At 62.1% G+C, this 19435-nt stretch carries 15 protein-coding genes; 7 read left to right on the top strand and 8 right to left on the bottom strand.

The features are described 5' to 3' along the window. Positions 1-13: 13 nt before the first annotated feature. Complete coding sequence (locus tag J5289_RS06280; protein WP_209182987.1) at positions 14-766, bottom strand: crotonase/enoyl-CoA hydratase family protein; 753 nt, start codon at positions 764-766, stop codon at positions 14-16. A gap of 23 nt (positions 767-789) precedes the next feature. Next, positions 790-2565, bottom strand: a complete 1776-nt coding sequence (locus J5289_RS06275; RefSeq protein WP_209206709.1) for an acyl-CoA dehydrogenase — start codon at positions 2563-2565, stop codon at positions 790-792. 136 nt (positions 2566-2701) lie between these two features. On the opposite strand from J5289_RS06275, the gene J5289_RS06270 reads away from it, so the two are divergent. Continuing rightward, positions 2702-3700, top strand: coding sequence for a transporter (locus J5289_RS06270; protein ID WP_209182985.1), 999 nt, complete (start codon positions 2702-2704; stop codon positions 3698-3700). Positions 3701-3756: 56 nt separating this feature from the next. On the opposite strand, the gene J5289_RS06265 is transcribed toward J5289_RS06270, so the two are convergent. Beyond that, positions 3757-4233: a BA14K family protein gene (locus J5289_RS06265; RefSeq protein WP_209182984.1), complete on the bottom strand. Its 477-nt coding sequence runs from the start codon at positions 4231-4233 to the stop codon at positions 3757-3759. A 146-nt stretch (positions 4234-4379) separates the two neighbouring features. Between J5289_RS06265 and J5289_RS06260 the strand changes: the two genes are divergently transcribed. Beyond that, the gene (locus J5289_RS06260) at positions 4380-5312 is read left to right on the top strand and encodes a glycoside hydrolase family 25 protein (protein ID WP_209182983.1); all 933 of its coding nucleotides are present in this window, start codon (positions 4380-4382) and stop codon (positions 5310-5312) included. 12 nt (positions 5313-5324) lie between these two features. Here the strand turns inward: J5289_RS06260 and J5289_RS06255 are convergent, their stop codons facing one another. Then, positions 5325-6410, bottom strand: coding sequence for a hybrid-cluster NAD(P)-dependent oxidoreductase (locus tag J5289_RS06255; protein ID WP_209206711.1), 1086 nt, complete (start codon positions 6408-6410; stop codon positions 5325-5327). A gap of 2 nt (positions 6411-6412) precedes the next feature. Next, entirely contained in the window at positions 6413-7657 is a 1245-nt protein-coding gene (locus tag J5289_RS06250; protein ID WP_142824166.1) for an SRPBCC family protein, read from the bottom strand. 614 nt (positions 7658-8271) lie between these two features. Between J5289_RS06250 and J5289_RS06245 the strand changes: the two genes are divergently transcribed. Further along, positions 8272-8880 carry a DUF6656 family protein gene (locus J5289_RS06245; protein ID WP_209182981.1) on the top strand — a complete coding sequence of 203 codons (609 nt, stop codon included), beginning with the start codon at positions 8272-8274 and terminating at the stop codon, positions 8878-8880. A gap of 15 nt (positions 8881-8895) precedes the next feature. Further along, positions 8896-9918, top strand: a complete 1023-nt coding sequence (pip, locus tag J5289_RS06240; protein ID WP_257623375.1) for a prolyl aminopeptidase — start codon at positions 8896-8898, stop codon at positions 9916-9918. 47 nt (positions 9919-9965) lie between these two features. Here pip and J5289_RS06235 read toward each other — a convergent pair whose 3' ends face one another. Beyond that, positions 9966-10259, bottom strand: coding sequence for a hypothetical protein (locus J5289_RS06235; protein WP_142824164.1), 294 nt, complete (start codon positions 10257-10259; stop codon positions 9966-9968). A gap of 238 nt (positions 10260-10497) precedes the next feature. Between J5289_RS06235 and J5289_RS06230 the strand changes: the two genes are divergently transcribed. Further along, positions 10498-11475, top strand: a complete 978-nt coding sequence (locus tag J5289_RS06230) for an L-threonylcarbamoyladenylate synthase (protein ID WP_209182980.1) — start codon at positions 10498-10500, stop codon at positions 11473-11475. Between the two features lie 35 nt (positions 11476-11510). Next, entirely contained in the window at positions 11511-12935 is a 1425-nt protein-coding gene (locus tag J5289_RS06225; protein ID WP_209182979.1) for an FAD-binding oxidoreductase, read from the top strand. A 34-nt stretch (positions 12936-12969) separates the two neighbouring features. On the opposite strand, the gene J5289_RS06220 is transcribed toward J5289_RS06225, so the two are convergent. Both J5289_RS06220 and J5289_RS06215 read right to left on the bottom strand, forming a co-directional pair. Further along, entirely contained in the window at positions 12970-15435 is a 2466-nt protein-coding gene (locus J5289_RS06220) for a DNA translocase FtsK (protein WP_247749036.1), read from the bottom strand. A 516-nt stretch (positions 15436-15951) separates the two neighbouring features. Then, complete coding sequence (locus J5289_RS06215; protein ID WP_209182977.1) at positions 15952-18528, bottom strand: DUF1217 domain-containing protein; 2577 nt, start codon at positions 18526-18528, stop codon at positions 15952-15954. A gap of 319 nt (positions 18529-18847) precedes the next feature. On the opposite strand from J5289_RS06215, the gene J5289_RS06210 reads away from it, so the two are divergent. Continuing rightward, positions 18848-19414 carry a DUF6101 family protein gene (locus tag J5289_RS06210; protein ID WP_111217689.1) on the top strand — a complete coding sequence of 189 codons (567 nt, stop codon included), beginning with the start codon at positions 18848-18850 and terminating at the stop codon, positions 19412-19414. Positions 19415-19435 lie beyond the last annotated feature (21 nt).

The following is a 19435-nucleotide window of genomic DNA, read 5'->3' as shown; positions in this document are numbered from 1 at the left end:
GCCTCTTCCGAATTCAGCGTTTGAAGAAGCCTTCGAACGCGGCGCGGGCTTCTGCGGTGCGCAGTTGCGCTTCGAAATGCCCGGCCTCCTCGGCGATCCGCGCCTTGATATCCTGCTGATGGCCGCGCAGCAGGTCGCGGGCGATTTTCAGGGCGCCCGGCGGCTTGGCGGCCAATTTTGCGGCGACCGCCAGCGTCTCCTCCTCGAGAGCTTCCTCGGTGGTCACCTTCCAGATCAGCCCGTCGCGCCGGGCTTCCTCCGCCGTCAGCGGTTCTCCGGCGGCCAGCAGCGCGAAGGCGTGCTGGTAGCCCATCAGCCGTGGCGCGATGAGGCTGGAGGCTGCCTCCGGCACCAGCGCCAGATCGACGAAGGGCGTGCGGAATGTGCTGCGGCCGGATGCCAGCGTCAGGTCGCAATGCATATGGATGGTCGTGCCAATGCCGATGGCCATGCCGTCGACGCCCGAGACCAGCGGCTTGTCGAAACCGGCGAGCGCATTGAGGAAATCCAGCACCTCCGTACCCATCGCTCCGCCCATGGCAAAGGCCAGGAAGTCGGACATGTCGTTGCCGGCCGAAAAGCAGCCGGGTTGGCCGAGGAAGACGACGACGCGAACGCTTGCCTCCGCGCTCGCCGCCTGCAGGGCCTTGGTCATTGCGGCATACATGGCGCGGGTGATGGCGTTCTTCTTTTCCGGCCGGTTGAAGCGGATCACCCGGACATGAGGCATGGCCTCCGGAGTTTCGATCAGGATATGGTCGGTCATGAATGGCTCCTCATGTCAGCAGGTCATGTCAGCAGGGCGCGCGCGGCAATGAGGCTGTCAGCACCGCGCATTACCTGGTCTTTCAGCGCTGCGGTTTCAGGGAGCAGGTTTTCTGCGGCAAAGCGGCAAAGTGCGATGCGTCCCCCGACCTCCCCGTCGTCGGTCACCGCGAGGCCTCCCTTGGCGAGGTAGCAGCCTGACAGCACCAGCCCGAACAGCCGCAGATAGGGTGTCGCGCCGGCAAGCGCCTCCTCGACACGGTCTCCGGCATGCGCTGCCAGCAGCCAATCCGTTGCAGCATCGAGGTCCGCCATCGCCATCCGCAACCTGTCCGCCGTCGCCCCGAAGGCCGGCAATCCAGCCGCCGCGACACTCTCGCAAATCGCCTGCAACTCGCCGATCAGCCCTCGCACAGCATGGCCTCCGTCCAGCGGCAGCTTGCGGGTGACGAGGTCGATCGCCTGAATGCCGTTGGTGCCCTCATAGATCGGCGCAATTCGGGCGTCGCGCCAAAGCCTCGCGGCACCGGTCTCCTCGATATAGCCCATGCCGCCATGCACCTGGATGCCGAGCGAGGCGACGTCGACGCCGCAATCGGTGGCAAAGGCCTTGGCGATGGGGGTGAGCAGCGCGGCACGGGATTGCCAATGGTTTGTGTCGATGCCTGCATGGGAAAGATCGATCGCGTGGGCGCAGGCATAGGTGATGGCGCGTGCGCCTGTTGTCAGCGCCTTCATCGTCAGCAGCATGCGGGCGACATCGGGGTGCTCGACGATCGGGCTCATCGATCCACCCTTATGTCCCGCTGCCCGCCCTTGCCGGCGCTCGCGGGCATAAGCAAGGGCCTTTTGGGTGGCGGCTTCGCAGACACCGACGCCCTGAATGGCGACGGCGAGCCGCGCGTTGTTCATCATCGTGAACATGCAGGCGAGGCCGCGGTTTTCCTCGCCGACCAGCCAGCCGATGGCGCCCGGTGTCTCGCCGAACCTGCCATCGCCGTAGATCATGGTACAGGTCGGTGAGCCATGGATGCCGAGCTTGTGCTCGAGCGAGTGGCAGAAGAGATCGTTGCGGGCACCGAGCGACCCGTCCGCCTCGACGAGGAACTTCGGCACCAGGAACAGCGATATGCCCCGCGTGCCCGGGGGAGCATCGGGCAACCGGCCGAGTACCAGATGGATGATGTTGTCGGCTGCGTCGTGATCGCCCCAGGTGATGTAGATCTTCTGGCCGAAAATGCGGTAGCTGCCGTCCTCGTGGCGTTCTGCACGGCTGGTCAGCGCCCCGACGTCGGAGCCGGCGTGCGGCTCCGTCAGGTTCATGGTGCCGGTCCATTCGCCGGAGATCATGCGGGCGAGATAACGATCCTTCAACGCCGGACTGCCATGGGCCGACAGGGCCTCGATGGCGCCCATCGTCAGCGTCGGCGCCAGGCCGAAGGCCATCGATGCGCCGTTCCACATTTCCAGCGTGGCGACATTCAGCATTTGCGGCAGACCCTGACCGCCGAATTCCGGCGATGCCGTCAGGCCGTTCCAGCCGCCGGCCGACCAGTCGCGATAGAGTTTCGGCCAGCGTTCGGGGAGGACGACAGCGCCGTCGACCAGTCGCGCGCCCTCGGTGTCGCCTATGGCTGCCAACGGTACGATTTCGTTGTCGGTGAAGCGGGCTGCCTCCTCAAGGATGGCGTCGGCGACATCGACAGTGAGATCACCGAGCGAGCCAATCTCGATGGTCTGGTCCAGCCCCGCCACGTGGCGAAGCGTGAACGCGATTTCCGCGACAGGCGCCTTGTACATTCGGTCTCCTCCCGATCATGCCGATGCTGCCGACCACCTCCGGCCGGCGTTTTTTCCTGCAGGTGGGTCGCGCAGCTGCTAAGAAGCTGTCACAAGCAGGGCCTATGCACATGTTTACCTTAAACGGCGATGCAGCATGACGACAATATTCAATCCGACCATTCCGGGCTTTGTCTGGGCACACCATCTTTCGCCCGATAGAGGTCGATCCGAGCGCCTCCCCGATACCATCGAACGCTCTGCCCTGATGTCGCTGGAGGGCTTCGTCTGGCTGCATCTCAATCTCGTCGATGCCCGTGTCGCTGCTTTCCTGGAAGACTTCCCGGGCCTTACCGACGATATGCGCCAAGCCCTGACGACGCATGATACGCATGCCACCATCACCGTCGACGAAAAGGTGATCTTCGGCACGCTGGTGGATTTCCAGCTCGATTTCGACCAGGATACGCGCGACATCGGCTGGCTGCACTTTGCCATCTCCGAGCGCTTCATCATCACCACGCGCCTGCAGCCCTTGCGCAGCGTCGAGCGGGTGCGCGCCACCATCGAAAAGAACCCGGCGCGCTTTCATCGGCCGCTGGATATCTTCGAGGCGCTGGTCGTCGAGTTCCAGCGGACGCTGATCGCGCTGGTCATCGAGACCACGGAGGAAATGAACCAGATCGAGGACGTGGTCTACGATGCCACTTTTCGCGACGAGCGGCGGCGGCTGGCTCCGGTACGGCGCACCATCGTCCGCGTCCATCGACACCTGCGCACCATCCTGTCTCTCATGCGCCGGGCAGCGGCTTCCGACGACGACGAGATGCCCGATGGTTTCGACGACGTGGCGGGGCGGCTGACGACGCGGCTGGAGACGGTCGACCACGATGTTTATGCCCTACAGGAGCGAGCGCGGCTGTTGCACGAGGAAATCGACTCCAAGCTTTCCTCCGAGACGAACCGGCATCTCTATATCCTGTCGCTGATGACGGCTTTCCTCTTGCCGCCAACGCTGGTAACCGGCTTTTTCGGCATGAACACAACCGCCCTGCCCTTTGCCGGCAGCGAGCACGGGACTGCCTATGCGGTCGCGATCATCGGCGCGTCCATCCTGCTCGCCTGGTGGCTGCTGCGGCGGGTGCGCATTCTGTAGCGCATAAAAAATGCCCGGCTGTTAACCGGGCACTTTGCAGTCTGATCACCTGGTTATCAATAAAAGGGCGACAGGCACTGCTGGCGCGGGCCGTGGTTCGGCTGGAAGGTGTTGTCGTAACCACGATACGAGCGATAGCGGTTTGCGCACCACTCGTAATGGCGTGGATTGATGCCAGCTGCGGGGCGCGCGTAGGTGCGTGGCTCGCTGGCGATAGCGCCGCCGATCAGCGCACCGGCGCCGAAGGCTGCCAGAGGGAACCAATAGCCATCGTGGTAACGGTAGCCGTGGCGGTATCCATGGTATCCGCGATAGCCGCCGTAGTAACCGCGACCGTAGCCGCCTCTATAATAGCCGCCGCCCCGATGGCGCCAGTACTGCACCTGTTGGACATCAGAAGACGCCGCGCCGGAGACCGCTGGCGGGGCTGCCGAAACGGATGGCATCGGCAGCGCGAAGGACGGGGTAAAACTCGTAACAGCAACTGCTGCTGCAAGAGCGAGCGTGACGGCTCTGGTACGTATCTTTAACATTTTCGTCTCCAATCCGTAAATCTGGTGTCGATAAAACGAACTTGTGGGCGGAAAGTTCCAAATTCAGCCCACCGACACACCCGCAGCCGGGGCAGCATGCAACCCTTAACGGCGCATTAACCATATGCGCCTACCCTCGACAGACCATGGGAAAGCGAACAGTTCTCACCCTGATTATCGGTTCTCTTCTGATCCTGGCGCTGCCGGCGCAAAACAGGCTGGCGGTGGCCGGCGAACGCCAGCCCTGGAACGATCCCGAACACGCGCTCATCATCGACGCCTACGAGCTGAACAGCATCGACTGGGATGCGCTGCTGCAGGATACGCGCATCAGCGGCTTCGTCTCGAAGGCCTCCGACGGTCTGCCGGAAGATTACGCCTGCAAAACGAGCGACCATTCCGGCGATACGGTCGGTCACTGCAAGACGATGTGGCGCAAATATGCCGTCAGCCGCGAGCTCTTTCGCACCCGGCGGCTCATCGCCAAATCGAACGGCATGTTGTGGGGCGCCTACCACCTCGGCCGTCCCGGCAATCCCATCGACCAGGCAAACCATTTCCTCGATTACGCCGACCCTAAGGCGGACGAGCTTATGGTGCTCGACATCGACGGGCTAGATCCGCAACAGTTCATGTCGCCGGCCGACGCCCAGATCTTCGCGATCCATATCAAGGAGCGCACCGGCCGCTACCCGATCCTCTATGCCAACGATGTGGTCGCAAGATTCATCGCCGACCACCGCAGCGACTACCAGATCCTGTCGCGCCTGCCGCTCTGGTATGCGCGCTACAAGCCCGACGTCGAAGGCACGTTTCCGCTCGGCAACTGGACGGACTATGCGATGTGGCAGTTCTCCTCCGCCGACAATTGCTCGTCGCGCCGCTGCCCCTACCGCGTGGCCGGAACCTTGCCGGATATCGATGTGAACATGGCATCGATGACGAAGACCCAGCTGGCAAGGATATGGCCGCAGGGCGATCTCGTGCCCCCACGCATCGATACGCCGTCGATGCTGGCATCGGCACCCGGCCCGGCAGCAAAAGTACAGGTCACGGCTCTCAACTACCAGGATTTCTGACGAGCCCTGCGCTTACGCTTCGATCTGGACGTCCGTCTTCGGGCGCGAGCAGCAGGCGAGGATGTAGCCCTCGTCGATCTCGTCGTCGAGGATGCCGCCATTGTGGTTCATCTCGACATCGCCGGAAAGCTTCATCACCTTGCAGGTGCCGCAGAGGCCGGATTCGCAGGCGGCGCCGATGCGGATGCCGGCACCACGGGCGGCTTGCAGGATGGTCTGGCCGGGCGCGCAGACAACGTCCTTGCCGGCCATGGTGAAACGGATCGAGGTGGCGACCTCGCCCTCCGGGCCGACGGCGGGTTCAGGCACAAGGTCGGCAGAGGCCGGGCGAAAGCTTTCCTGATGGTAGCGGCTCATGTCGAAGCCGGCAGCCTCGAGGCTGGAGCTGACGAAATTCATGAACATGTCGGGGCCGCAGCAGAACACAGTGCGGTCGAGAAAATCATGGGCCAGCAGCGCGATCTTCGCCTTGTCGATGCGGCCGCGCAGGCCGGACCACAGCTCCATCTGGCCGCGCTCCTCGACGATGAAGCCGAGATTGAGGTTGGGCATGAAGCGGGCGAGATATTCAAGCTCGGAGCGGAAGACGATTTCCGATGGGCCACGGGCACAATTGATGAAAGAGATATCGGAAAGCGGTGCGACATCGCTCATGTAGCGCGTCATCGACATCATCGGCGTGATCCCGGAACCGGCCGAGATGAACAGGTACTTCTCGCCGGGATGGCGGATATGGGTGAAATCGCCGAGCGGCCCGAAGGCGCGGATACGCATGCCAGGCTTCAGGTTGTCGAACATCCAGCGCGTGCCGATGCTGTCCTTCTGCGCCTTGACAGTGACGGCGACCGAGAAAGGCCGCGTCGGGGTGGACGACAGTGTATAGGTCCGCATCAGCGGCTCCGGCCCGACCGGCAGTTCCAGCGTGACAAACTGGCCCGGCAGATAGCGAAACCAGTTGTCCTTGTCGGAGCGGAACGTGAAGGTCATCACATCGGGCGCCTCCGGCGTCACAGACAGGCATTCGAGCAGGTGCTGCCTGTCGCTCCAGGGCTGCATCTGGTCGAGGTGAAGGTGACGCGCTGTTCCCGCTACGCTCATGCTCAGGCCACGACCGAAAGCTTGGCTTGCTCGCCCTGCAGACGGCTGGTCATGAAATCAGCATACCATTCGACGAACTGCGCCACGCCGCCCTCGTGCAGCTCCGAATAAGGACCGGGCTCGTAGGCAGGGGAGTGAATGCCGAAAGCATTTTCCTCGACGATGCGGCGGTCCTGGTCGTTGGTCTCGGTCCAGACGTGGGTCAGTTCCTCGAGATTGTAGTCGACGCCCTCGACCGCATCCTTGTGGACCAGCCACTTGGTTGTGACGGCGGTTTCCTCGGCGTTGAGCGGCAGCACGCGGAAGGAGATCGCATGGTCCACCAGCATGTGGTTCCAGGTGGACGGATAGTGGAACAGCAGCATCGTGCCGATGTTGCTCATGGTGACGTCGTCCGAAAGCGGCTTCTTGACGGCGCGCTGGCCGGACATGGTGTAGCTCTCGGCACCCTCGATCAGCGGCATGCGGGCAACACGGAACTGGCCGGTCGGGTCCATCTTGAACTCGCTCGGCAGGCCGCCGGCCTCGCAATGCGCCCAGTGGGCAGCGATGACCGGATCGTCGCCGGCGCCCTGAACGCCGGTTGCCGTCGGAGCTTCCGGATAGGTGCGGCAAAGCTCGGGGTGGTTGGCGGCGCAGTGGTAGCACTCGCGGTTGTTTTCCCAGACCAGCTTCCAGTTGCCCTTCTCGATGATGGTGCTCTGGAAGGCGATCTTGGATTCGCTCAGGCGGTGCGGCATCATGTAGGGGGCGATGCTGTCGCGAACGGGCTGGAAATCAGGTGCTGTTTGCGCCAGCGAGATGAAGATATAGCCGGCCACGCTTTCGCAATGGATCGGCTTCAGGCCGTACTGGCTCTTGTCGAAGCTGTCGGCCATCTGGCGGGCGAACTGCAGCGAACCGTCGAGGTCATAGGTCCACTGATGGTAGGGACAGACGAGCTTGGCTGCAGAGCCGCGATCCGATGAGCAGACGCGCGAGCCGCGATGGCGGCAGCTGTTGTGGAAAGCGCGGATGACCTTGTCGCGGCCACGGACGATGACGATAGGATATTCGCCGACCTGGGCGGTGATGTAGTTGCCGGCACGCGGCACCTCGCAATCATGACCCATGAACAGCCAGTCGCGATAATAGATCATCTCCATATCGATCTTGAAATAATCCTGATCGATATAGAAGGGCTGCTCGAGGCTGAATCCCTCGCGGCGGTTCTTCAGCTGCCGCAGCATCGTGTTGCGAATATCCATCCTGATGTCCTCGTGCCTATCGCCGACCAGCGGGATAAAATGATAGGAGCGAGCCGAGATCGGCCTGCCCTGTGACCTTTCGACCGCCGACTGCGGCCCATTTCAAAACGCATTGCCTCAAACACCGCGCCAGCACGAGATTCGCCTGACGAGACATCATGCCGCCTTTCCGGACTTGCGACCAGAGGCGTTTTACCGACCCCGACCTCTTGCCGTTTTCGACCGCGCTGCCAGCAAAACGCTTCTTGCGGACGGTCTCCTGCGACCTTTCCCCATATAAACATCGCGCCCGATTACGACGTGGCTTCTATGCGACATAAGCACGGAAATTGACGACAGCGGAAAAGCCGCCCGAGATACGCATCGGTGGGGACTGCATGCATTGCAGAACAAGCGTTTACGACCGACGGAGAATAGAGGACGGAGACGCGCCGCTTCCGCATTCAAACCGACCTGGTAGCAAATGCCTGTTTGCGACATAAATGCGCTTGGCACGCCGCAAATACGTTTTAGCCTGAGATAGCGGGTGGAGCATCGTAGCAAAGGCGATTTCATGCGTTCTTAACGATGACAGCGTAGCCTGTAGGTACGATTTTGAACCGCGAGCGCGCAGCATGGCCAAGCTCAGATATTTCGATGCCAAGGCAGAAGCCGCAGTCCAGCCGCCAGCCCCGGCTGCCATCCACAGCGAGTTCCTGCGGACCGGCCGCATCACGCGCGAAAAGGACAGGCGGGAAAAAGACCGGCGCTATCTCAGCTACGATGCCGTCGCCGAGCGCACCGCACTCCTTCTGCAGGCCGCCGGCGAAAAGACGCACGAGCGGCTGAACGGCTTTCACAGGGCGATCCAATTTCCAAAACTAGTCTTTCACCGGACACTCGCCGAGAGGCCGCACCTCGGCTACTGCCACGTGACGGCGTCACGAACGCAGTTCGCCGAGTACAAGAATGTCAGCTGGGCCTTTTACATCGCCAATTTCTACGCCGAGATCGACGACAGCGAGTCCAGCTTCGTCAAGATCGACCAGCGGCATCCACGCATGTACTTCGCGGTCGCCGTCGAGCAGATTCAGAGCAACGATGACAAGGCTCTTGGCATCAACCGCGCCGTGCGCGGCAACGGCGTACTGTTTCGCACCGTCGATCCGCAAACGGCAATCCGCAACGTCTTGCTGCTTGGCGCCCGCAACGAACAACTCCGCGACATCATCCGCCAGCTTTGAGCGTAGGTGCATTGGGTGAGCGACCGCGCCGCCCCGGCCGCGTCGAACTCGGAAAGCCTCTTCAAGACCCCGGACTACAACCTCATGAGCGACCCGAGAGATAACCTGCTGGCTCACGGCCTGCTGAAGGTTGACGACAAGACCGAGATTTACTGGGAGAAATCGGGAAACCCCGACGGAAAGTGCGCCCTCTACCTGCACGGCGGACCGGGCAGCGGCCTCGGCTCGGGGAGCTACCGGGAGCTCTTCGATCCCGCAGGATACTGCCTTATCGGTATCGACCAAAGAGGATGCGGGCGTAGCCGACCGCTGGCGATCGACGATCTGAACGAACTCTCCGGAAACACCACACAGGCCTTGATAAGAGACATCGAGGCGGTGCGGCACCATCTTGCAGTGGAACGCTGGCTGGTCGCGGGGATCTCCTGGGGTTCGACTTTGGCTCTGGCCTATGCGCAGTCGCATCCGGACCGGGTTTCCGAGCTTGTTCTCATGGCAGTCACGACGACGAGCCGCGCAGAAGTCGACTGGATTACCGAAGGTGTCGGGTGCCTGTTCCCGGAAGCCTGGGATCAGTTCGAACGAGCCTCCGGGCGCACCGGAACCGAGCGACCCGTCGACGCCTACGCACGCAGGCTTGCTTCATCGGACGCGGACGATCGCAGGGCCGCCGCTCGTTGCTGGAACGACTGGGAGTCCACGCATGTCTCCCTCGATCCGAACTGGGCACCGCATCCCCGGCGTTTCGACGAAATACGTGCAGCAAACTTTGCAACTCTGGTCACCCATTACTGGGCCAATGACGGCTTCCTGCGGGGCGGCGATACTATTCTTGAAAGGATGGGCTCGATCCAGCATATCCCCGCCGTTCTGATCCACGGTCGCCGAGACTTCAGCGGACCGCTCGTAACGGCATGGCGGCTGCATCAAGCTTGGCCAAACAGCAGATTGCTCATTATCGAACAGGAAGGCCACGGCGGCCCGATGTCGAGAAAGGAAATGCGGCTCGCGCTTGATGCCTTTGCTTCAAGCAGGTGAGCCTAGCCTGTCGCCCTCGATTACGCCGATGAACTTTGGGTGACATTTCAGGAGGAAGATCGTTGCCGGCTACGGTGGCGCCGGATTGCATCACAACAGCGCCGTTGCCCGATGAGCTTTCCGGCGACATGGCCTTTGAGAACCAGATTTCCCTCATTCAGCAGATTGCGACCCACCTCGCCGGAAATGACGGCGTTTCCGCCGGCTTCGATGATCAGTCCGCCCGATAGCCTGCCGCGTGAAACCAGGTTGGCGCCCGGCTTCACGTAGGTGACGCCGCTGATCTCATTACGGATGACGGCATTGCCCGTTACGACGAAATCGCCTGTATGCCGGTTCATTGTGATTGTTCCTCTGAGGCAGCGTGGATCAAGCATCTGGTGAAATCCATGCTGGGATCATTGCTGCGACCAGCAAGGCGGCATTGGGCTTCGCCTTATCAAATTTGCTTGATGGCGGTTGGCGAGGGTTCCTGAATTAGAGCGATCGTCGCGGTTCGAACGACCCGGCGACCTCGTGGCACTTGCCCTCCACCACCGGAAAGGCCTAAGGACAGATCGATCAGGAAACGGGTCGGGCATGGCAGAGATTATCGACATCTTCCACGACAGGGACGGCGCGATTTTTCGGGCGTCGGCCTTGCTCGCCGACGGGTTTCCGGTCGCGTTGCCGACCGAGACCGTCTATGGGCTTGCCGCCGATGCGACCAATCCGGTGGCGATCACCCGTATCTACGAGACCAAAGGCCGGCCGAGCTTCAACCCGCTGATCTGCCACATGAGCGATCTTGCCATGGCGGAGAGGCACGCGGTGTTCGACCCGATCTCGCGCAAGCTGGCCGAAGCCTTCTGGCCGGGGCCGCTGACGCTGGTGCTGCCGTTGAAACCGGAAAGCAACATCCATGCGCTGGCGACCGCGGGCCTCGACAGTGTCGGCATCCGGGTTCCCGATGGCTTCGCCGCCGACCTTATCCGCGCCTTCGACCGACCTCTGGCGGCCCCGAGTGCCAACACATCCGGCCGGATCAGCGCCACCAGCGCTGCCCATGTCGAGTCCGATCTCGGCAGCAAGATCGAGCTCATTCTCGATGGCGGCGCCTGCGACGTCGGTGTCGAATCGACGATCGTCAAGATCGATAGCGGCGGCGGGATGCGGCTGCTGCGTCCGGGCGGGCTGACGGCGGAAGACATCGAGCGCGTGGCCGGCATTCCACTGACGCGCAAGGAAGGCGCTAGCCCGGCGATAGAGGCCCCCGGCATGATGGCCTCCCACTACGCCCCGCACGCAATGGTCAGACTGGACGCCACCGAGGTCACCGCCGGCGAGGCGCTGATCCGCTTCGGAAGCAAGCCGGTGGCTGGCGAGGAGGAAGCGTCCGTCATTTTCAACCTCAGCCCCTCCGGCGATCTCACCGAAGCTGCAGCCAACCTTTTCGACTTCATGAAACGTGCCGACGCCACGGGCGTTATCGGGATGGCTTTCACCACCATCCCGGAAGACGGTCTCGGCGAAGCGATCAACGACCGGCTGCGCCGCGCCGCGGCACCCCGCGACTAGACCAGAGTTTCCGAGTAAGACAAGGACCAGCACGCATGGCCACCCCCTCTCCCGCCCTGCTCGACCGCTTTGCTGCCATCGTCGGCGCTGCCCATGTCTTGCGCGAGGCGGCCGACATCGCCCCTCGCCTCGTCGAAAATCGCGGGCTCTATCATGGCGCCTCGCCGCTGGTGCTGAAGCCCGGTTCGGTCGAGGAGGTCTCGGCCATTCTGAAGCTTGCCTCCGAAACGGGAACGGCGATCGTACCGCAGACGGGCAATACCGGCCTCGTCGGCGGCCAGACGCCGCGCGACAACGGCGCCGATGTGATCGTCTCGCTGGAACGGATGAACCGCATTCGCGAGGTCGATCCGGTTGCCGGGATCATGGTGGTCGATGGCGGCTGCATCCTTGCCGACGTGCAGAAGGCAGCAGAGGATTGCGGCCGTCTGTTTCCGCTGTCGCTCGGTTCGGAAGGATCATGCCGGATCGGCGGCAATCTCGCCACCAATGCCGGAGGCACGGCCGTGCTTGCCTATGGCAACATGCGCCAGCTCTGCCTCGGCCTCGAAGTCGTGCTGCCGACCGGCGAGATCTGGAACGGGCTGCGGCGGCTGAAAAAGGATAATACCGGCTATGACCTGCGTGACCTGTTCATCGGCGCCGAGGGCACGCTCGGCATCATCACCGGCGCGGTCCTGAAACTTTTTCCGCAGCCGCTGGGGCATCAGGTCGCCTTTGCCGGCATCCGGTCGGTCGAGGATGCGCTGTCGCTGTTCAGGAATGCATCCGGTCTTTGCGGTCCGGCGCTGACCGGCTTCGAGCTGATGCCGCGCATTGGCGTCGAGTTCACCGTCCGCCATATCGACGGCGTGCGCGATCCGCTGGAGACCGTCCACCCGTGGTATGTGCTGATCGACATCTCCACCTCGGATTCAGCCGAAACCGCCGAGCGGATGATGTCGGCGCTGCTGGAACAGGGTTTCGAGGCCGGGCTGGTGCAGGATGCGACGATCGCCAGCTCTCAGGCGCAGCAGAAGGCCTTGTGGCACATGCGCGAAAGCATGTCCGGCGCCCAGAAGCCCGAGGGCGGCTCGATCAAGCACGACGTGTCGGTGCCGGTGTCGCAGATCCCTGCATTCATGCACGAGGCGGAGCAAGCTGTCATGGCGGCCATGCCGGGCGCCCGCATCTGCGCTTTCGGCCACATGGGCGACGGCAATATCCACTACAACATCTCGCAGCCTGTCGGGGCCGACAAGGCGGAATTCATCGGTCGCTGGCGGGAGATGAACCGGATCGTCCACGGGCTGGTGATGAAGCACGAGGGCTCCATCTCGGCGGAGCACGGCATCGGCCAGCTGAAGCGGGACGAGTTGGCATCGATCCGGCCGGAGATCGAAATGGAACTGATGCGCCGGATCAAGAAAAGCTTCGACCCTGCCGGGATCATGAACCCCGGCAAGGTCGTGGTGGTCTAGCGGCCGGCGACGCAGACGCGCCGCCGCCTGTTGCTCAATCCATGTCGTCTTGCGGCGGCATCGGCGTGGCGTTGCGGTTGCCGGAGATGATCTCGCGCTTGCCGACGTGGTTGGCGGGGCCGACGAGGCCTTCCTTTTCCATGCGCTCGACGAGCGAGGCGGCGCGGTTGTAGCCGATGCCGAGGCGACGCTGGATGTAGGAGGTCGAGCACTTCTTGTCGCGCATGACGACCTTGATCGCCTGCTCGTAGGTGTCGTCGCTATCCTCGGAACCCATGGCGCTCTTGTCGAACACGGCGCCGCCGTCTTCTTCCTCTTCCTCGTCCTCTTCACCGGCAGTGACGGTATCCAGGTATTCCGGACGGCCCTGCATCTTCAGGTGGGCCACGACCTTCTCGACTTCCTCGTCGGATACGAAGGGACCGTGGACGCGCGAGATGCGGCCGCCACCCTGCATATGCAGCATGTCGCCCTGGCCAAGCAGCTGCTCGGCACCCTGCTCGCCGAGGATCGTGCGGCTGTCGATCTTCGAGGTGACCTGGAAGGAGATGCGGGTCGGGAAGTTGGCCTTGATCGTGCCGGTGATGACGTCGACCGACGGGCGCTGGGTTGCCATGATCAGGTGGATGCCTGCGGCACGGGCCATCTGCGCCAGACGCTGGATGGCGCCTTCGATTTCCTTGCCGGCGACCATCATCAGGTCGGCCATCTCGTCGACGATAACGACGATGTAGGGCATTCGGGCCAGATCGAGTTCCTGGCTCTCTTCCGTCGGTGCGCCCGTGGTGCGGTCGAAACCGGTCTGGACGGTGACGAGGATCGTCTCGTCCTTTTCGCGGGCAATGGCCACGCGGGCATTGTAGCCGTCGATGTTGCGGACGCCGAGGCGCGACATCTTGCGATAGCGATCCTCCATCTCGCGCACGGCCCATTTCAGCGCCAGCACGGCCTTCTTCGGATCGGTAACGACAGGCGTCAGCAGATGCGGGATGCCGTCATAGACGGAGAGTTCGAGCATCTTCGGGTCGACCATGATCAGGCGGCATTCTTCCGGCGTCATGCGGTAGAGCAGCGACAGGATCATCGTGTTGATGGCAACTGATTTGCCGGAGCCGGTGGTGCCGGCGACGAGCAGATGCGGCATCTTCGCAAGTTCGGCGATAACGGGTTCGCCGCCGATGGTCTTGCCGAGGCCGAGCGCCAGCTTGAAGCTGCTCTGGGCAAAATCTTCCGATTCGATCATCTCCCGGAAGTAGACGGTTTCGCGCGTTGCATTCGGCAGTTCGATGCCGATGACGTTGCGACCGGGCACGACGGCGACACGGGCAGACAGCGCCGACATCGAGCGGGCGATATCGTCGGCAAGGCCGATGACGCGCGAGGATTTGACGCCGGGGGCCGGCTCGAATTCATAGAGGGTGACGACCGGACCGGGGCGAACATGGATGATCTCGCCCTTGACGCCGAAGTCTTCCAGCACGTTTTCGAGAAGGCCGGCATTCTGCTCCAGGGCTTCCTGGGTCATGATGACGCCGACCCGTTCCGGCGGCTCCTGCAGCAGTTCGCGCGGCGGCAGCTCGTATTCGCCGTCACTGGCAACAGAGACCGGGCGCCATTCCATCGGCGCGGGGCTGACCGGGCGGTCGCTGCGGGTCGCGACCGGGATGCGGCGGCTCGGTGCAGCATCGACAACGCCAGCCTTCGGGGCGGGAGCAACGACCTGCGCGGCCGGGGCCTGCTTTGCCGGGGCTGCAACTGTGGCTGGCTTGGGCAGAACGACGGCAGCGACGACCGGAGGTGCGGCAACGGTTGCCGGCGCCAGCGGTGTCAGGACGATAGGCTCGGCGACTTCGTTCGGCTGGACGACTGCAGCCTCCGGCACTGGCACGACCGGCGCCGGTGTGGCTGCGCGGCCGGAGGGCTGCCAGTCGATGATGCGGTAGAGCGATGTCGCCGATTGTTGCGTCGTCTCGATCGGTGGAGCGGACATCGGAGGCGCAACGAATGCCGGTGCCGTTGCTGCTACCGGGGGAGCGAGTTCGCCGTCGAAAGGCATGACGTCCCAGAAGGCAAAGTCCGACAGGTTGGCCAGATGCGAGGCCAGCTGCGCCTGCGGCACGACGGCGACGGGCTGGCGCTGCCAGGCGGTCAGCGGTGGAACAGGCGTGGATGCCGGCGTGAAGATATCCTCGACGAGCCTGTTGTTCCATGGCATCGGCGTAGCAGGGCGCGGCGTCTCGATCTGGCGCGGTGTTTCCACGCTCGTGCGTGCAGCCTCGGCAGGTTGCGACGTTGCTGGTGCCTCGGGGCTGATGATGGCTTGTTTGACTGCGGTCTGTTGGATGGTCTGCTCCGTCTCGTTAACGTCCGAGTCCGGCGATTTCTTGCGGCTGATCAGACTTTCGGGTGTCCGCGTGAAACGGACATTCGGTGCCAGCGAAAAGGCAGTCTGCCAATCCTGTACGGCATCGGCTGGCACCAGGGGTGGCACCAGCGGCATATTGGTGCGACCGGTCGGGGAAAGGCCTGCTTCCGGAGCAGCGACCGGCGTTACCTGTGGCTGGCGCAATTGCGCCGCCTTCAGCTGGTCGGCGCGCTGCTGGTGGGCGATTTCGGATCGGCGCTTGGCTTCGCGCGCCTGGATCAGCTTCTGCTCCAGGTAGGCCCGGCGCTCGGCGATCTGCTGGGCTTCCCGCAGTTCCGCTTCGGCACGTTCGGCGTCGGCATGGACGTCCCGCTGGAAATCCGTTTCGCCGTTGGAAAAGTTGGTTTTGGAAAAACGCATAAGACCTGCAATCCAGTCATTGATTGGCCGATAGCTACCCCAATCGAATAGGCCAGGGACGGTTAATAAGTTCCTTCCGAATTGGTGGCAGTTTGAAGGGCTGGATGCAAAAACTCATGTTTTGCGGGCTTTTTGGCTGGCTGGCACAGATAAATATTTTAGCCGCCATCGACGCCAAGGCAGGTCCTGACGACTGCGGCATGCACGGTCGGCGCGGGCGTTCCGTTGCGATCAGGAAGTCGAAAGCTGGGCGATGGAGAGCAGCGTATCGGCGCTGATGCCGATAGACTTCGAAGACCCCTGGAGGATCGACAGGGCCGACGAGGAGGTGCTGCCGGTATTGTTCTGCAGATCGTATTCGACCGAGAAGCGCTCCAGCAGCTTGTTCAGTTTCGTTGGATCGCGAAGATCGTCAACGTTGACGAATTTCTTCAGCAGCGTCGCCTGGTCGTCGACGTTCATCGACGAAATCGCGCTCGGCAGGCTGAAAGTGGTGGTGATGACCGAATAGAGCGCCGTGTCGGACATGATGTCGTAGACGGAATTGATATTCGGTGCCTGGCGCTGGAAATAGAGGGCAAGGCGCGTGCCGGGGTTGTTGTCGCCTTCCTGCGATTCGAGGGTCTGGTGCAGGTAGAGTTCGTTGGTGGCGTCGAGTGCGCCCTTGTTCTGGGCGCTGCCGAGCTTGGTATCGACCATGGTGCCGTTGGTGCCGAAGTTGAAAGCTTCGACAATGTCCTTGAACTGGGCACCGGCGGTGGTGTTGAGGAAGCTTTTCGAATTGTCGGGGTCCGACGCAAAGGCCTTTTTCAGTGTGTCTGTTGTCACCTTCTTGGGATCGATACCGCTGGCCTTGAGGATGAAGTCGGTAAGCTTCGGGTCGGCCAGAAGGTCTGAAACGCTCGTCACCTTGGCGATGTTGGTGGTAAAGTAGGTGGCATCCTTCTTGACGGTGGCCGTTGCCGCCGTCAGTGCCGAACCCGTCAATCCGCGTCGCGTCTCGGTTGAATATTCAGAGATGTAGCTGTTGACTTGAGTCGTCGAGAGCGCCGTCACCTGCGGCTTGATCGTGCCGGCGCTGTCGAAATTGAAAGCCTTGGCGAGCTTGACGAAGCGATCGTCCTTCAGCGTGTTGACATAGCTTTTCGGATCATAGGGATCGCTCTCCATGATCTTCTTCATCTGCGCCTTGGAAATCTCGTTTTCGCCGATCCCGTAGGAGCGCAGCGCCATCTGGTAGAGTTCCGGCAGATTATCGTTGGTTGTGCTGGAGTCAGCCGTCGCATTGCTGGCAAAGAACTCGTTGATATTCTTGACCTTGGCGATGCGGGTCTCGTAGTTCGCCACGGCATCCGCCTCCGCCGTGGTCTGCTCCGACTGGTAGTTGGCTGAAAATGCCGTGGTCGCTGCAGCCAGCTGCGTGGAGGTTTGCGCCACGGTGCCGGAGGCCACCGTCCCGTCGGACTGGAAGTTGAACTGGGCGACCACGCCCGAAAAGCCGACGAGCTTGGCGTAGGTGGGGTCTTCCACCGACGTCTCGAGATCGTATTTGAGCGTGTTGTCCGACGCCTGCGCATCCAGCGACTGCAGGTTGTAGGCGATCTTGACGTAGTCGAACAGGCGCGTATCCGAGGTCAGGTCCTCGACCGACGTCACCGAGCCGATATGCGCCTTGTAGTAGGCAGCATCGTCAGCTGCGGCGACGGAGGTGACGAATGACGGGACGGTGGTGTTGTAGGCCTCCATGACGGCAGCCTTCTGGCTGAACGTCTGTATCTGGCTGGTATAGTTGGCGGCGTAGTTTGTCGATGTGGTGCTGATCTGGTCGGCGGTCTGGGCAGACGCGCCCGTTGCGACAGTGCCGTCGCTGCCGAAATTGAACTCGGTCAGCACGCTCGTCAGGCCGTTATCCGAAGCGGTTCCGGGGTCCTTCACGGAGGCCACGAACTTCGCACCCGTGAGCGACGGATCGATGCCGTAGGCCGTCTTCACGTAATCGAACAGCCGTGGATCGGACACCAGCTGGTCCACCGATGTAACCGTGCCGATATTGGCCTCGTAGTAGCTCTTGTCCGCATCCGGCGTGGTGGTGGCGATCGATCCGTCGGCATTGAAGCTGAACTGCGCCGCCATCGCCTTGTCGGCGGCGCTGCCGTTGACGTTGACGAAGCTGTTCGGATCCGACACGTCGCTGGTCAGCATCGACTTCAGGAAGCTGTTCGAAATATTGGTCGGGTCGATGCCGTAGCCTTTCAGCACATAGTCCCTGAGATCGGTATCGCTGAGGAAGTCGTCGACATTCTTGACCGAGCCGATGGCCGCGTCATAGGCGTCGCTGGCAGTCTTTGCCGCCGTTTCTTCGTCGGTGAAGGATTGCTGGTAGAGGCCGATGGCCGCATCCGTCGTGTCAGACGAAGTCGATGTCGACGTCGAACCGAACATCGTCGTCAGGGTGTCGCTCGATTGCGCCGTCGTCGCGGTAGAAGCGCCGAAATTGAATGCTGCCGCAATGGCCTTGTATTTCGGGTCGTTCAGGCGATTGGCAAAGCTGCTGCTGTCGCTGAGGTCGCTGGTCAGCACCTGCTTCATGAACGCCTTGGCGTAGGTGAAGTCCTCCAGCCCGTACGACTTCATCGCGTAGCTGTAGAGCTGGTAGTTGTCCATCAGGTCGTCGACGGTTTTCACCTTGCCGATATTGGCATTGTAGTAGTCGACTTCCCGCTTCGTCGTCGGCTGGGAGGCAACGCGCGCAAGGGTCGACGTCATGTTCTTTGTATCGAGCGTGTAGCTCAGATAGGTCGATGTCATCTACGCGCACCTTGAAGTCTACACTCGAGACCGTTTTCGAATCTTGCCGATTATCGCCCCCAAACCTTACCCGGGACTTTACATCGGCCGCCACGACGCTGCGCCGGAGTGGCACGACGCGCATCGGCACATATTCATATTATGGAAACCCTGGCGACTTCGTTTTTGCTAACCATTTGACGACGCAAACTTTTCTTAACCGCAATTTTTAAGCTGTCTGGAAGGGGGTGCGCCTAGTCTCGGGTCATCGAGAGGGCGAAAGTTCTCCGTCAAGAAGACCGGAAAACCGGCTCTCATGATAAGACAAGGGTAGAAAACGATGACCAATACCGTCCTTAAGCCTGTCTGGGCCGGAACGACACTGCGGCTCGATCCAAACCGCTTCCCGCAGCATGTCAGCTATGCCATGCGCGGTGCTACCGGCGACGTGACGATCACCATCGACTCCCGCGGTGCCGTGCTGCGCAAGGTGCTGCCATCGAGCGGACTGCCGCTTTCGATTGCCCTGCCGAAGCGCGCCTTCAAGGGCGTTGCCGCCCGGGCCATCGACCATGGCGACGGCGAAGTGACCGTGACGCTCGAACTGCACCATGACGATCCGGATCTCTGCATCCCGCTGCTCGTCGCCCATGATCTCAGCGACATCGCTGCCGACTGGCGCACATGGTCCGAAGCCTTCAATATCCCGATGATGATGGTCGAAGCGGATGGCGTCGCTCGCCTGCTCGAAGATCATCTCGGCGGTGTGCGTACCAACGAAACCCAGCCGCGCCGCCGCCATTCGTTCTTTGCCGACAGACGCCCCCGCTTCCTGGTTCGTCGCATATCGGGCAAGATGGGCGTCACACTCAAGATCGCCGGTCGCGAGATCATCGCCCGCGACTGAGGATCAAGTCCCCCTCCCCTG

Source organism: Rhizobium sp. B230/85, from assembly GCF_019355735.1.
In the GTDB taxonomy this organism is placed as follows: Bacteria; Pseudomonadota; Alphaproteobacteria; order Rhizobiales; family Rhizobiaceae; genus Rhizobium; species Rhizobium rhododendri.
The sequence above is the reverse complement of the archived record's forward strand: the minus strand, read 5'-3'. Positions and strand labels throughout refer to the sequence as shown.